This is a genomic window from Microvirga alba, assembly GCF_015694465.1.
In the GTDB taxonomy this organism is placed as follows: domain Bacteria; phylum Pseudomonadota; class Alphaproteobacteria; order Rhizobiales; family Beijerinckiaceae; genus Microvirga; species Microvirga alba.
On the sequence record NZ_JADQDO010000010.1, the window covers coordinates 58638 to 72852 of the forward strand.

The 14215-nt window shown below is 61.2% G+C and carries 12 protein-coding genes; 7 read left to right on the plus strand and 5 right to left on the minus strand.

Annotation, left to right across the window (positions count from 1 at the left end; translation table 11 throughout):
• Positions 1-32: 32 nt before the first annotated feature.
• The 5 genes from I2H38_RS17325 to I2H38_RS17345 form a co-directional block, all read right to left on the minus strand.
• On the minus strand, positions 33-815 hold the full coding sequence (locus I2H38_RS17325; RefSeq protein ID WP_196273131.1) for an SDR family oxidoreductase: 783 nt from the start codon (positions 813-815) through the stop codon (positions 33-35).
• 39 nt (positions 816-854) lie between these two features.
• A complete protein-coding gene (locus I2H38_RS17330) occupies positions 855-1988 on the minus strand; it encodes a pyridoxal phosphate-dependent aminotransferase (protein ID WP_196273132.1) in 1134 nt (377 codons plus the stop codon).
• Positions 1989-2137: 149 nt separating this feature from the next.
• Positions 2138-3133 carry an ABC transporter substrate-binding protein gene (locus tag I2H38_RS17335; protein ID WP_196273133.1) on the minus strand — a complete coding sequence of 332 codons (996 nt, stop codon included), beginning with the start codon at positions 3131-3133 and terminating at the stop codon, positions 2138-2140.
• Between the two features lie 29 nt (positions 3134-3162).
• The gene (locus tag I2H38_RS17340; RefSeq protein ID WP_196273134.1) at positions 3163-3966 is read right to left on the minus strand and encodes an ABC transporter permease; all 804 of its coding nucleotides are present in this window, start codon (positions 3964-3966) and stop codon (positions 3163-3165) included.
• A 7-nt stretch (positions 3967-3973) separates the two neighbouring features.
• Positions 3974-4816 (minus strand): ABC transporter ATP-binding protein, encoded by an 843-nt coding sequence (locus I2H38_RS17345; protein WP_210324851.1) that lies wholly within the window; start codon positions 4814-4816, stop codon positions 3974-3976.
• A gap of 602 nt (positions 4817-5418) precedes the next feature.
• Here I2H38_RS17345 and I2H38_RS17350 point away from each other — a divergent pair.
• The 7 genes from I2H38_RS17350 (at position 5419) to I2H38_RS17380 (ending at position 14215) form a co-directional block, all read left to right on the plus strand.
• Positions 5419-6300, plus strand: a complete 882-nt coding sequence (locus I2H38_RS17350; RefSeq protein ID WP_196273135.1) for an alpha/beta fold hydrolase — start codon at positions 5419-5421, stop codon at positions 6298-6300.
• Between the two features lie 8 nt (positions 6301-6308).
• Positions 6309-7571, plus strand: a complete 1263-nt coding sequence (locus I2H38_RS17355) for a M20 family metallo-hydrolase (RefSeq protein ID WP_196273136.1) — start codon at positions 6309-6311, stop codon at positions 7569-7571.
• 162 nt (positions 7572-7733) lie between these two features.
• Entirely contained in the window at positions 7734-8714 is a 981-nt protein-coding gene (locus I2H38_RS17360; RefSeq protein ID WP_196273227.1) for an NUDIX hydrolase, read from the plus strand.
• Between the two features lie 110 nt (positions 8715-8824).
• Positions 8825-9823 (plus strand): quinolinate synthase NadA, encoded by a 999-nt coding sequence (gene nadA / locus I2H38_RS17365; RefSeq protein ID WP_196273137.1) that lies wholly within the window; start codon positions 8825-8827, stop codon positions 9821-9823.
• A 9-nt stretch (positions 9824-9832) separates the two neighbouring features.
• A complete protein-coding gene (locus I2H38_RS17370) occupies positions 9833-11440 on the plus strand; it encodes an L-aspartate oxidase (protein ID WP_196273138.1) in 1608 nt (535 codons plus the stop codon).
• Positions 11437-12312, plus strand: a complete 876-nt coding sequence (gene nadC / locus I2H38_RS17375; RefSeq protein WP_196273139.1) for a carboxylating nicotinate-nucleotide diphosphorylase — start codon at positions 11437-11439, stop codon at positions 12310-12312. Before I2H38_RS17370 ends, nadC begins: the two co-directional genes overlap by 4 nt.
• Before the next feature lie 157 nt (positions 12313-12469).
• A complete protein-coding gene (locus tag I2H38_RS17380; RefSeq protein WP_196273140.1) occupies positions 12470-14215 on the plus strand; it encodes an alkaline phosphatase in 1746 nt (581 codons plus the stop codon).

Below are 14215 nucleotides of genomic sequence, written 5' to 3' on the forward strand. Positions count from 1 at the left end.
TAGGTCGGGATCACGCCACTTCCAACTTGATCTCAGATGACCGAGCGGCGCGACGCGATCCCACCATCGACGGTGAAAATGGCGCCGGAGGTATACCCGGACCGATAGGACGCCAGAAAAACGATCAGGTCCGTTATCTCATGGATATGGGCAGGCCGTTTAAGTGGGTAACGCTCGAGAAGGTCCGTGTATTTTCCTTCGTCGCCGTACCAGGTCTTCGCGCGCTTCTTCAACATATTGTAGATACGGTCGGTGTCGACCGGACCGGGATTGACGCCGACGACCCTGATGTTGTCGTCGAGGCTGTGTCCGCCGAGCGCTCGCGTGAAGGCCATCAGACTCGCATTGCCTGTCGTCCCGGCGATGTAGTTGGGATCAAAGACTTCGCCGCCATTGCCGATATTGTTGATGATGACACCGCCGCCGCGGGCTTTCATGTTTGGATAGATGGCGCGTGTCAGGTTGATGTAGCCGAACACCTTGAGTTCCCAACCCTGGCGCCACTTGTCCTCATCGACATCCCACAGATCGCCGCTGGGAATAACGCCGGCATTGTTCACCAGCACATCCACCGGTCCTGCCTCGGCCACCACACGCTCGATGGCGTCGGGCTCGCAAAGATCCAGCGCCTGCACGGTGATCTTGACGGGGCAAGAGGCTGCCAGCTCCGCCTTGATGGCTTCGAGCTTGTCGGACGAGCGCGCGACGATATGCACGTCGCAACCTTCGTCGGCGAAGGCATTCACAAGCCCCTCCCCGATTCCCTGCGATGCTCCCGTGATCAAAACCTTCTTTCCGGCAAGACCGAGATCCATTGGACATTCTCCTGTGTGAACGCAACGCTGTGGCGTCGTTCAAAAAAGCTTTGTGGTTTCGTTAAGACCGCGTGCGCTCTCCACCATCTCCGGGAGGAGCGCCGTAAATTCCTCGATCCATTCGGTCGGGACACTCGTGCTGACCTTCACGAAGCGATCCCCGAAGGTGGGCGTGTGATAGGCGCCCTGTCGGATCATGATTTTTCGCTTCTGATACCCGGCCACGAGAGCCTCCGGTGTGATACCGGCCCCATGGGTCTCAAGGACGACGAAATTTCCGTTCGACGGGTATACCGGTAACGCGAGGCCAGGAATTCCGCTGATCGCTTCCTTGATGAGCCGTTGATTCAGGCGCTGCTGCGCAAGAACGCCTGGGAACCATTCATTCTTGATGCCGAGACCCGCGATTGCGGCTCGCTGGGAGAGAATGCTCGATCCCAAATTGTTTGGTGGAGCGGCTGTCAACTGCTCGATGATGTCGGGATTGGCCACGATTGCACCGACCCGCAGACCGGCAAGACCCAACCACTTCGAGAAGCTGTAGATGGTCAGCGTCCGCTCAGGGTATCGGGTCGCGGCGAGCGTATGATCATAGGCGAAGTGGCGATAGGTGCAGTCGTGAATGAGATAAGCGCCGGCTGCGCGGACAACTTCGACAATAGCGTCGATTTCCGAGGCGGTGCAGGCTGTCCCCAAAGGATTGTTGGGATCGACAAGATAGACGACCTTCGTCTTAGGGGTAATCGCAGCCGCAAGCCGCTCAGGAGCGAGCCGGTAGGAATGCTCTTCCCCGTAGATCGGAATCTGCTTCACAGAAGCGCCGACAGAGCGAGCGAAGGCCATCGGCCAGTTCCAGGTCGGATCGGTGGTGATGAACTCGTCGCCTGGACCGAGCAGGGTGTGGCAAGCGTGGTAAAGCGAAGCCACGGCCCCGTCGGAAACCAGCGCCGAGAATCCCTCAAGGCCCAGATCTGCGATAATCCCAGCCCGGAGTTCCTCGAACCCGGCGGGCGGGGCATAGATATGAAACTCCTCATCGCGAATGCTGTGCAGCATTGCTTCGATAACGGCGGGGTGCGGGCGGGCGTGATTGGTGTTCTGACCCAACCAGCGCAGATCAGGCGTGTTCACCAGCCGATCGAAGTGGGCGTTTCGAAGCTCGAAGGACTTCACGGTGTAGGTCCTGTTTCCGGATTGTTGGAGGGCAGCCGAAAGGGATGCCTCAAGGTCTCGCCCCGGGGCATGAGTGGCCGGATCTGGCGGGCGCTTTCCGATCCGGTTGAACCGGAAAGCGCTGTTGAAGCTCTTATGCAGAAAAGGCTTTAGGGCGCCGGCACGAAGCTCGTGTTGATCATGGCGTCGACATCGACCTGGCCGGTGAGCCCACCGAACTCACGCAGAACGTCGACCGTGCTGGCGACATCCTGTCGATCGAAGCTGCACAGACCCTGCTTGGCCGCCCGTTCCGTGAAGATGAGACCGGCCTGCAGATCGAGCTGGCGGCGCTGCTGCTCGGCCGCGAGCTGAGGATTGTTTGCAAGAACAATCTTCAGCGTTTCCTCACGGTTGCTATAGGCATATTTGTAGCCCTTGACCGTGGCTTCCACGAAACGCCGAACCACATCCGGTTTCTCCGCAATCATCTTCTTGTTCGTGAAGATGACCTCGGCCGCTGCCGAAATGCCGTAGTCGGAAGCAGGCATGGCGGTGGTTTTCATACCGGCCAGCTCGATCGCAACCGGACCGTTGATCACGAACCCTGAGCGTGCGTCGACGGTGCCTTTCATCAGCACTTCGTTGCCGCTTGCATTGACGGTGTTGATCTGGTCGAGCTTCACGCCAGACTTGGACAGCATCGCCTTGATCAGCGTCCACGGGCCACCCTCGTCGTAAGCAAGGCGCTTCCCGATCAGATCTTTCGGTGCCTTGATGCCGCTGGATTCAAGCATGTAAAGGCCGCCCGGATGCTTCTGCCAACAAGCGGCCACTGCGACGAGCGGCATCCCGCGGCTGACGCCCGTGATGATGTTCGGCGAGTCGTTCGCGCCGAAATGCTCGTCTCCGGACGCCACCAGCTGGTTCGGGTTGACCTGCACGCTGCCTGGGCGGATTTCGACATCAAGCCCCGCATCGCGATAGAAGCCCTTCTCGAAAGCGATGATGTAGGCCGCCGCCTGCACGTTCGCGATCCATGGAAGGCGCATGACGACTTTGTCGTTGGCAAGCGCCGGCGTCGCGAACGCGAGAGCCAGAGCCAATGCCGAGGCGACAGTGCTTCCGATTTTCTTCGTGTATTTGACAGTAGCGATGTTACGCATTTCTTTTCCCCTCTTTTGGTTCCCGATGTTCAGCCCATGCGTGCTTCGGGCCAGTACAAACAGAGCTTCTCCGCGGCGACGACGACGTAGTAGAACAACACTGAGGCGATGCAGGACACGATGATCCCGGCGAACAACATGACGGCGTCCTGCTGATACCCTGCCGTCACGATGAGCGTGCCGATCCCGAGATTGGCGCCGGTGAATTCGGCGACAATCGCGCCCACGACGGCAAGGCCGGAACTGATCTTGAGCGCCGCGAAGGTGAAGGGCATGGCCGCGAAGATGCGGACGTGAATCAACCCTTGCACCCGGCTCGCATTCACGAGCGAGAGAAGCTCGCCAATCTCGCGGCTGATCGACCCGAGGCCACGATAGAAGTTGATGAGGATGGGGAAGAAGCATGCCAGCGCGGCGACCGCGATCTTAGGCGCAATGCCGAAGCCGAGCCATATGGTCATCAAGGGTGCGATGGCCAATATCGGGATCGTTCTGATGATGATCGTCCACGGCATCAACGCGCGTGCTGCCGTTCTGGAGAAGACGAAGAGGGTGCCAAGCCCGACCGCGATCAGGAAGCCGAGGAAGAACCCTGCGATCGCTGCGATCATCGTGATCGAGAGATTGCTCCAGAGCAGCCATCTCTCTTTCCAGATGCGCAGAAAAATCTCGGACGGCGTCGGCAACAGATATTGCGGGATCTGCAGAAAGGCGACCGCATATTGCCATATGAGCAACCCGAGTGCGAACAGCGCGATTGATGGCCAGTTTTCCTGGAGGGATAAGGCTGCCCGCGTGAGGAATCGGTTGTGAAGATGCGAAGGAGTGTTCACGGCTGCCTCAAGACTTTTGCTGATCTGGATCCCGAAGCATTGCCTCAAGACGCATGAGCTGTTCGACGAAGTTCGGCTTGAGCCGCAATGAAGGTTCGCGGGGCCGCGGCAGATCCGCCACGACAGAACCGGTGATACGCCCAGGGCGCGCCTGCATCACCGCCACCTCGTCGGAGAGAAACAAAGCTTCCGAGAGGGAGTGCGTGACGAAAATCGTCGTTATGCCCGTCTCAGCCCAGATTCGCAGAAGCTCTTCCTGCATATCCTGACGCGTGATCTCGTCGAGAGCGCCAAAGGGCTCGTCCATCAGCAGGATCGCCGGAGAATCGGCCAATGCGCGCGCGATCGAAACCCGCTGCCGCATGCCGCCTGACAGTTGAGCCGGATAGGACTTGCGAAACTCATGCAGACGCACGAGCTCCAGATAGGCTTCCGCTCGTTCGAGCCGCTCCTTGCGCGTGTAAACACCCAAGATTTCCATGGGGAACAACACGTTCCCCAAGACTGTGCGCCAAGGCAGCAGCGTCGCATCCTGAAACACGAAGCCCATGCGATTTTTGCTGCGGAATTGCTCAGGGCTTTGACCGAAGACGTTGACCGTTCCGGAGGTCGGCGACAGGAGCCCGCTGATCAGACGCAGCATTGTCGACTTGCCGCAGCCACTGGGCCCGACGAGCGACAGGAATTTGCCGCGCTCAACCTGCAGGTCAATTCCTTGAAGGGCGGTCCAGTTGCCCCCGGCAGGGAGGGAGAAGGTCTTGGACAGGCCGCGTATGTCGATCGCAAGCTCGCGTTCGGGCAAAAGCTTTACCCCTGTTGCGGCAACAAACTGGTGCGCGGCTCCCATCATCAGTTTACCTTTGTCGCTGACTTTACGTTTGTTTGACGGAGGCTAGCTGCGATTCCCTGTGCTGTATACAGGAAAAATGTTTTGGTGCGCAAAAATCTAATTCTTGTGCTTATTGGTGTTCCAGGAGATGTTCAAAGCGAGGCCAGAAACTGGAACGGGCGGACTGCGCGACCTCCACGACGGACGCATCCAGATATGGAACGAGCCGAGACCGACGCATTAGCGAAAGTCGCTGATGCCCTGAGCGTTTCTGCCTGACATCGAGGGCGAGGGCCATAACGCGCAGGGTCCGATTGAATCGAGACCAGGGCGCAATTCAGCCGGAAGAACTCGCGGTTCACATATGCAGATGTCGACTTGATGCATACAGAAACATATGTATTGTATATCTACCATCGATCGAATTTCGACGACATCCGGTCGGCCGGGAGGTTTCCGGGACAACATCCGTGAGCCCGTCATGGCGAAGGCCGGAGGTTCAAAGGTGTTCGGCGAAAACAGCTTGACGTGGGGCACCCTGCGTCTTGGCACCCCGCATCTTGGCATGGCCGTCGCTCAACGACGCCTCGTCTGGGGTTGTTCAGTAATATGAGGAGCGAAAAATGGCGTTCGCCACTACCAACGACGGCGTAAGGCTCTTCTACGAGTCGGCGGGAACCGGATCGGCAATCATCTTCGTGCACGAATTCGGTGGGAGCCATTGGAGCTGGGAACCCCAGATCAGCTACTTCTCCCGACGGCACCAATGTGTGACGTATGCCGCCCGTGGATATCCACCGTCCGATATCCCTGAGAACATCGAACAATACTCTCAGGCCCGTGCGGCCGACGACATCGTCGACGTGATGAACGCCGAAGGTATCGAAAAAGCCCATATCGTGGGCCTTTCGATGGGCGGCTTTGCCTGCTTGCACGCCGCTATGCGCCACCCCCACCGTATTCTTTCCGCTGTCGTCGCCGGCACGGGCTATGGAGCGGAGAAGGTCCACGAAGAATACTTCCGGGGCGTGTCCGAGCAGGTCGCGAACAACTTCGAGGCGCGCGGCGCGGGAAACTTTGCACCGATCTACGCGGAGGGCGCTTCACGCGTCCAGTTTCAGAACAAGGACCCGCGTGGGTGGCAGCTTTTCGCGGACCGGCTTGGCAAGCATTCCAGCATAGGTGCGGCCAACACGATGCGAGGCGTCCAGATGCGCAGGCCGTCTCTCTACGATCTCAGGTCGGAGTTGGAAGCGCTTGCGGCCCCGGTTCTGGTCGTGGTCGGGGACGAGGACGACCATTGCATCCAGCCGGGAGTGTTCCTGAAGCAAACGATTTCACGTTGTGGTCTGGCGGTCTTTCCGAAAGCCGGTCACACCCTGAATCTGGAAGAGCCCGAGCTGTTTAATCGCGCGGTTGCTGAATTCATCGCGCAGGTTGAAGCAGGCCGCTGGAGCCCGCGCGACCCGCGGGCCAACCCATCGCAGATCATGCGTACGAACTGAGACAAACGATGCCCCAGACGAACAGGAGACCTTCAGACTTTGTCGATGGTTCTAGACTCTGGGACCGCCATATGGCCCTCGCGCGTTTTGGCGCGCGCGAAGACGGCGGCGTGGATCGCCCTGCCCTGTCCGGTGTTGAAGCTGACGCGCGCGCGCAAATCGTCGCGTGGGGACGAGAACTGGGGCTTCGACCGTTCACCGACGCGGTGGCCAATCTTTTCTTGAGATATGAAGGGCGCGATCCGAGTTTGGCGCCGATCCTGGTCGGGTCCCACATCGACTCACAACCAACCGGAGGGAAGTTCGACGGGGTGTTTGGCGTCGTCGCGGCGCTGGAGGCAGTCCAAGCGATCATCACCCAAGGTGAAAGACCACTTCGCTCGATCGAAGTTGTGGCCTGGACCAACGAAGAGGGCTCCCGTTTCGCCCCCGGCATGACCGGCTCCGAGGCATTCACCGGCACGCGTTCGGCAAAGGAACTGTTCAAGATCCAGGACGCCAAGGGCGTTACCATTCAAGAGGCGGCCGAGGCCGTTCTTTCGCGGGATATCGACATCCCACATCGCGCCCTCGGATTTCCTGTCGCGGCGTTCCTGGAGGCGCATATCGAGCAAGGGCCTGTCCTGGAGAAAGCCGGTATTCCAATTGGCGTGGTCTCAGGAATTCAGGGGACCCGGCGCTATCGCGTGCGCGTGACCGGCGAAGCCGCTCATGCCGGCACTGCCCTGCGGGCCGAGCGGAAGGACGCGCTGATGGCGGCGATCCGAATGATATCCGCAATCGATCGCGCGGCCTTGGAGCCTGCGGATACGATGCTGACGGTCGGCCTCCTCAATGTGTCGCCCAATGCTCCCTCGGTCGTGCCCGCCGAGGCGTTCTTCTCTATCGACCTGCGTCATCCGCAAGACGAAATCGTCGATCAGGTGGATAGCGAGATCCGCAGAATCACGGAAGCTGAGAAGGGTCCATGCGAGGTCGCACTGACACAGATTGCTCATGCGCGTTCGCTCACCTTCGCGACCGAGATTCGCGCTGCAATCACAAGAGCGGCCCAACGCATCGACGTTCCAAGTATGGATATTTACTCGGCAGCGGGGCACGATGCTCGCCAACTCCACTATTGGTGTCCGACTGGAATGATCTTCATTCCGTGTCACGAGGGTATCTCGCACAGTCCCGAGGAATGGGCTGAGCCCGAGCACATCACAGCGGGCGCGCGCGTGCTCGTTGATACGATCTGGGATTTGGCGACAGGGAAGCCACCGCTGTAGCTGTGGCCGGCCTCCTTGGGGCCTGTCTGTCAGGCGGTGGGACAGGATGAAGAACAACTAAGATACTGGAATCGGCATCCCCTCGAAAGTTCCTCTCGACGGAGGGGGCAATAGGATCCATCCTTTGTGGATCGCTTCGATCCGTGCCCTCTTCGAGTATCCATGCCGTCCATTCAATCCCTTATGCGCGATAAAGCTGCTCTGTCGGTTGACCTCAGCGCCGTCATCATGGCCGCCACCCCGGACGAGCCACGGGTGCTGACCGTCCGCGCAGTGCCACAACAACTTGACGGCCTGCCTTCCGGACCCTTGCAATCGCAGCATCGAACACTCGAAATGGGGCTGAGGGCCTGGGTCGACCAGCAAACGGAACTGAAGCTGGGTTATGTCGAACAGCTCTACACCTTCGGCGACCGCGATCGCGCCGATACGGATTATCGTGGCGCCGGACATGCCTTGTCGATCGCGTACCTCGCGCTCGTCCGCGAGGCCAGGCTGGCGGGGCTAGCCCAAGCGGCATGGCGGAGTTGGTACGACTATCTTCCATGGGAGGATTGGCGTGAAGGGCGGCCCAAGGCGCTCGATGTGATCGCGCCGGCCTTGAAAGCATGGGTTCGCGCCGGTGGCAGACCCCTCCGGCAATTCCGAGAGGAGCGGATTGAGCTTACGTTCGGTTTAGAATCGGGCACCTGGACCGACGAGCGGGTGCTGGAGCGGTATGAGCTTCTGTTCGAGGCTGGCCTCGTTCCCGAGGCGCTGCGCGACGCCGAGCCGCGGACCACCGCCAAGGCGCGGCTTGCCCCCGGTCAACCGATGGCGCTCGATCACCGGCGTATGCTGGCCACCGCCATCGGCCGCCTGCGTGGTAAGATCAAATATCGACCCGTCATCTTTGAGTTGATGCCAAGCGCCTTCACCCTGTTGGAGTTGCAGCGGACCGTGGAAGCCTTGTCGGGGGTGCGGCTGCACAAGCAGAACTTCCGCCGCCTGGTGGAAACGCAGGGGCTCGTTGAGGAAACCGGGGATACCACGACCGAAACGGGCGGGCGGCCGGCCCGGCTTGTGCAGTTCCGGCGAGAGGTCCTGGTCGAACGTCCGGCGCCAGGATTGCGCCTGCCCGGAGCGCGGCGAACCGACCTGTGATGAATTTACGGGTTGACGTTGGCTTATACTCAATTTTAGCATAAGCAGCCGGCTTGATAATTTGCTTCCGTGTGACCAACTAATGCTCAATCTGAGCATAGGAGACCGTGATGGTCAGTGCTGCCCCGTTTGTGCCCGCCAATCTTCCGTTGCCCGACCTCTATGCTCGCGTCAGTCACCATATTCCGCCGATGGAGTGGCCGATCCTTGCCGGCGACATTGAGGCTATCCTCGCCCTCAAGCGCGACCACAATGCGGTCATCCTCGCCCACAACTATCAGACGCCCGAGATTTTCCACACGGTCGCGGACATCGTCGGAGACAGCCTGGCGCTGGCGCGCGAGGCCGCTGCCACCGACGCCGACATTATCGTGGTAGCCGGCGTGCACTTCATGGCGGAGACAGCCAAGCTCCTGAATCCGAACAAAACCGTACTCATTCCGGATAGTGCAGCAGGTTGCTCGCTGGCGGAATCGATCACGGCCGAGGATGTGCGCCAACTGCGCGCCCGCCATCCCGGCGTCCCGGTGGTCACCTATGTCAACACCTCGGCTGCAGTGAAGGCGGAGTCGGACGTCTGCTGCACCTCTGGAAATGCCAAGAAGGTTATCGAATCCCTCGGTGTTCCGCGGGTTATCATGTTGCCGGACGAGTTCCTGGCGCAAAACACTGCGGCCCAGGTGCCGGGCATCGAGATCATCACCTGGGCAGGCCATTGCGAGGTCCATGAGCTCTTTACGGCCGACGATATCCGCTCCGTGCGTGAGAGTTATCCGGGAGTCGTCGTGCTGGCCCATCCGGAGGCGCCGCCTGAGGTGGTGGCTGAAGCGGACTTCGCCGGTTCGACAGCAGGCATGGTCGACTTCGTTGGAGAAAAGCGCCCCGCCCGCGTGGCTCTCGTAACCGAGTGCTCGATGAGCGACAACGTTGCGGTCCAGTACCCGGAGGTCGAGTTTGTGCGGCCCTGTAATTTGTGCCCGCACATGAAACAGATCACCCTGCCCAAGATCCGGCGGGCTCTCGAACAGCGACAATATGAGGTCACGATTGACCCGGCCCTCGCCGAACGAGCGCGGGTTGCTGTCGAGCGCATGCTCGCCGTTCGGTAAGAGGCCGGCATGAAAGCCTCCAACCCGCACGATCGCATTGTAGTCGTCGGCGGTGGGATCGCGGGACTGGCGACCGCGCTGCACCTCGCCCCCCTGCCTGTGACCCTGATTGTTGCATCGCCTCTTGGTCTGCAAGCCTCGACGCCGCTGGCACAGGGCGGCATTGCGGCCGCGCTCGGATTGGATGACCGGCCTGCGCTTCATGCGGACGACACGCTTCGGGCCGGCGCCGGTCTCAGCGACCCCGATGTGGTGGCACGCGTGACAGATGCTGCTCCAGCCTGCATTGAGTGGCTGATCGCCCAAGGCGTTCCCTTCGATCGAACAACGCCGGGGGACAGCCTCATATTGGGACTTGAGGCCGCGCACGCACGCAGGCGGATCGTTCACGCGGGAGGTGACCGGACCGGACGATGCGTTTTGGACACTCTCATTCGCATTGCGAGAGCCACAGCCACCATCGAGATCCTGGAGAACAAACGCGTCACTGATCTCGCACTGGACAGCAATGGTTCCATCGCGGGTGTGCTCTGCGTGCCGTCGGAATCGGGGTCGAAAGAGGAGCCGTTATTGCTGGCAAGCCGGGCCGTGATCCTCGCCACGGGCGGGATCGGAGGCCTATTCGCGCATACCACCAATCCCCTCTCCTCCACGGGCGCAGGCCTGGCGCTTGCGGCCCGTGCCGGCGCGGTCTTGCGCGATCTGGAGTTCGTTCAGTTCCATCCCACAGCGATTGCTGCCGGCCTGGATCCGATGCCGCTCGCGACCGAAGCGCTCCGTGGAGAGGGCGCAGTGCTCGTCAACGGCCGGGGCGAGCGCTTCATGAGAGATATCCCCGGTGCGGAGTTGGCCTCGCGGGATGTCGTGGCATGCACGATCTTTGCGCAACTCGCCGCGGGCGAGCGTGTATTCCTCGATACGCGGCCCGTCCTTGGGGACAAAATCCACGAAAAATTTCCGGGAGTGGCTGCGCTGTGCCGGGCCGCCGACATCGATCCGGTTCGCGATCCGATTCCGGTGCGCCCCGCGGCGCACTACCACATGGGTGGAATCAAAGTAGACGGCAACGGGCGTAGTTCGGTCGAGGGTCTCTGGGCTTGCGGAGAAGTGGCCTCGACGAGCCTTCATGGCGCCAACCGGCTCGCCAGCAACTCGCTGCTCGAGGCGCTTGCCTTTGCGCGCTGGATTGCTGACGACGTCAAGGATGCCGCTTCTCAACCGCGAGCGGCGCGGGCCGCGCCGCCTCCTCCGATTTCGCAGCGCGGGCCCCGCTCCGGCGATGAGCCCTTATGCCGCCGGCAGATCCGGAATCTCATGGACAGGCAGGTTGGCGTGCTTCGCGACGCGGTCGGCCTGAAGAGTGCTGTTCATCAGCTGCGGGCAATGACACTCGCCGGACTTGGGAATGAACCGGCAGGGTCGCGCGATGCTGCTCTCGTCTGCTTGCTCATCGCGACAGCGGCCTACGTCCGGCAAGAGAGTCGCGGTGCCCATCAGCGGCAGGACTACCCGGCGATGCTGCCGGCATCAGAACAACATATGACACTCGATCACGCGTTGCGCATCGCGGCTCAGATCGGTGACGAGACAGTGACGCCAACGAGGAGAGTGGCATGAAGCCGATGAGCAGCAGACTAGATAACCTCGCTCCGCTTCCGCGTTTGCTGATCGAGCCGATTGTGCGGGCGGCCTTGATCGAGGATTTCGGCCGCGCGGGTGACATCACGACCGATGCCGTCATCCCGGCAACAGCAAGCTTAAAGGGGGGCATTGTGGCTCGTGAGCCCGGCGTCATTGCCGGCACCGACGTCGCCACCCTGGCATTCATGTTGGTTGATCCGACGATCACCGTTGTGGTCGAGCGTCCAGACGGTGCTCGGGTCGAGCGAGGCGAGCCGGTCATTCGGCTGGAGGGCTCGGCACGGGGCATCCTGTCGGCTGAGCGCGTGGCGCTCAATCTGCTTTGCCGGCTTTCCGGCATCGCGACGGCAACCGCGACGCTCGTCAATGCCATTCAGCCCCGTGGACACGCCCGAATCGTGTGCACGCGAAAGACCACCCCTGGTCTGCGCGCGCTAGAGAAGAACGCCGTTCGGGCCGGGGGTGGGTCGAACCACCGCTTCGGCCTGGACGATGCCGTCCTGATCAAGGACAACCACATCGCGATCGCGGGGAGTATCCGGGCAGCCATCGAACGGGCCCGCGCGGTGGTCGGCCACCTCGTCAAGGTCGAGGTTGAGGTCGATACGCTTGAGCAACTCGACGAGGTGCTCGCAATCGGCGCGGACGCGATCCTCCTCGACAATATGAGCCTCGACACTCTCTCGGAGGCGGTCAAGCGTGTCGGCAATCGGGCCATCACGGAAGCCTCTGGGCGGATTACGGTCGCGACAGCCCCTGCGATTGCAGCGACGGGAGTCGATCTCATCTCGACCGGATGGATTACCCATAGCGCGCCGATTCTCGACCTCGGATTGGATGTCGGCTGAGGCGAGCGTCGGAGCGAAGCCACCCCAATCCAGTCCAACCCCGCGCCTCCCAAACACCGCTTAGCCCCATAAAGGGTTCCCAACCGAAGCTCGTTGTCATCCAACCGTCGAATATGAGCGCTAGAACACGCCCGTCAGCAATGCAGGAGCCGACTTGATGAAGACGTGGACAGCGTTGGGCGTGTGCCTTCTTGGCCTCGTGGCGACGGGCGCGCAGGCGCAGACGATTTACCCTCTCACCCGGGCCGAGATTCTCGCCGGATCGAAATTCGACTTCAAGGTCGAGTTCCCCGGCGCACCGGCGCAAGGCGCCGTGAAGATCACGATCAACGGACAGGATCCGGCGTCCGTGCTGGGCCAATCCGCGAAGTTCGTCGAGAAGGAGGATGGGGGCGATCACTCGGCCTACTGGATCCGCGGCGCGCAGATCGCGAAGCCCGGCGCTTATACGGTCGAGGCCAGCCTCGGCGACAAGAAGGCCACTGTTCAGTGGGAAGTGTTCGGCACGCCCGAGCGCAAGGCCAAGAACGTGGTCCTGTTCATCGGCGATGGCCTCTCGGTCGCGCACCGCACCGCCGCCCGCATGCTCTCCAAGGGTATCACGGAAGGTCGGTATAACGGCGAACTCGCCATGGATGACATGCCGCACATGGCGCTCGTCTCCACCTCCGGCACCGACGCCATCGTGACCGACAGCGCCAACGCCATGAGCGCCTACACCACCGGTCACAAGTCTTGCGTGAACGCACTCGGCGTCTATTGCGCGAAGAACAAGAGCACCCTCGATCATCCGAAGGTCGAGACCATCGGCGAGTTGGCCAAGCGCCGCAACGGCGGCATGGCGGTCGGTGTGGTCACGAATTCCGAAATCGAGGACGCCACTCCTGCCGGCATGGTGGCTCACACCCGTCGCCGCGCCGACTACAACGACATCGTCAAGATGTTCCACGACGTGAAGCCGGACGTGATCATGGGCGGCGGTTCGCCGAACTTCCTCGCAAAGTCGACGCCGGGCTCCAAGCGCACGGACGACGAGGACTATATCAAGAAGTTCGAGGCTGACGGCTACAAGTTCGTCTCCACCAAGCAGGAGATGCAGGCGGCGGCCCAGGCCGGTTCCTCCAAGGTTCTCGGCCTGTTCAACACCAGCAACATCGACGGCGCGCTCGACCTCAAGATCCTCAAGAAGGGAACCGTCTCGAAGTTCCCCGATCAGCCGGATCTCGTCGAGCAGACGAAGGTTGCGCTCGACGTTCTGTCGAAGAACCAGAACGGCTTCGTGCTCATGGTCGAATCCGCCCGCATCGACAAGTACAGCCACTCGCTGGACTCCGAGCGCGCGATCTACGACACGATCATGCTCGATAATGCCATCAAGGTCGCCAAGGACTTCGCCGCGAAGAAAGAGGATACCCTGATCATCGTGGTCGGCGACCATGCGCATGGCGTATCGATCGTCGGTACTTATGACGACGAGACTCCTGGCAATCAGCTGCGCGACAAGCTCGGCATCTACGCCGACTCGAAGTTCCCGAACTATCCTGCGCCGAACGCGGAAGGATACCCGGAGAAGGTCGACGTCTCCCGCCGCCTCGCCATGCTGTTCACCGCCTACCCGGATTACTGCGAGACGGGTCGCCCCTACATGAACGGCGAGAATGTGCCGACCGTGAAGGCCGCTGACGGTAAGACCTACGTCGCGAACGAGGAATACTGCAAGGAGCCGCTGGCGGCGCGCCGGACCGGCAACCTGCCCCTCGAGTCCAACTCGGGCGTGCACACGGCTGACGACCTCGTGCTCACCGCCATGGGACCGGGCTCCGAGCAGTTCAAGGCTCGCATGGAGAACACTCGGGTGTTCCGGGTGATGGCGACGGCCCTCGGCCTCGGCGCTGGTCAGTAA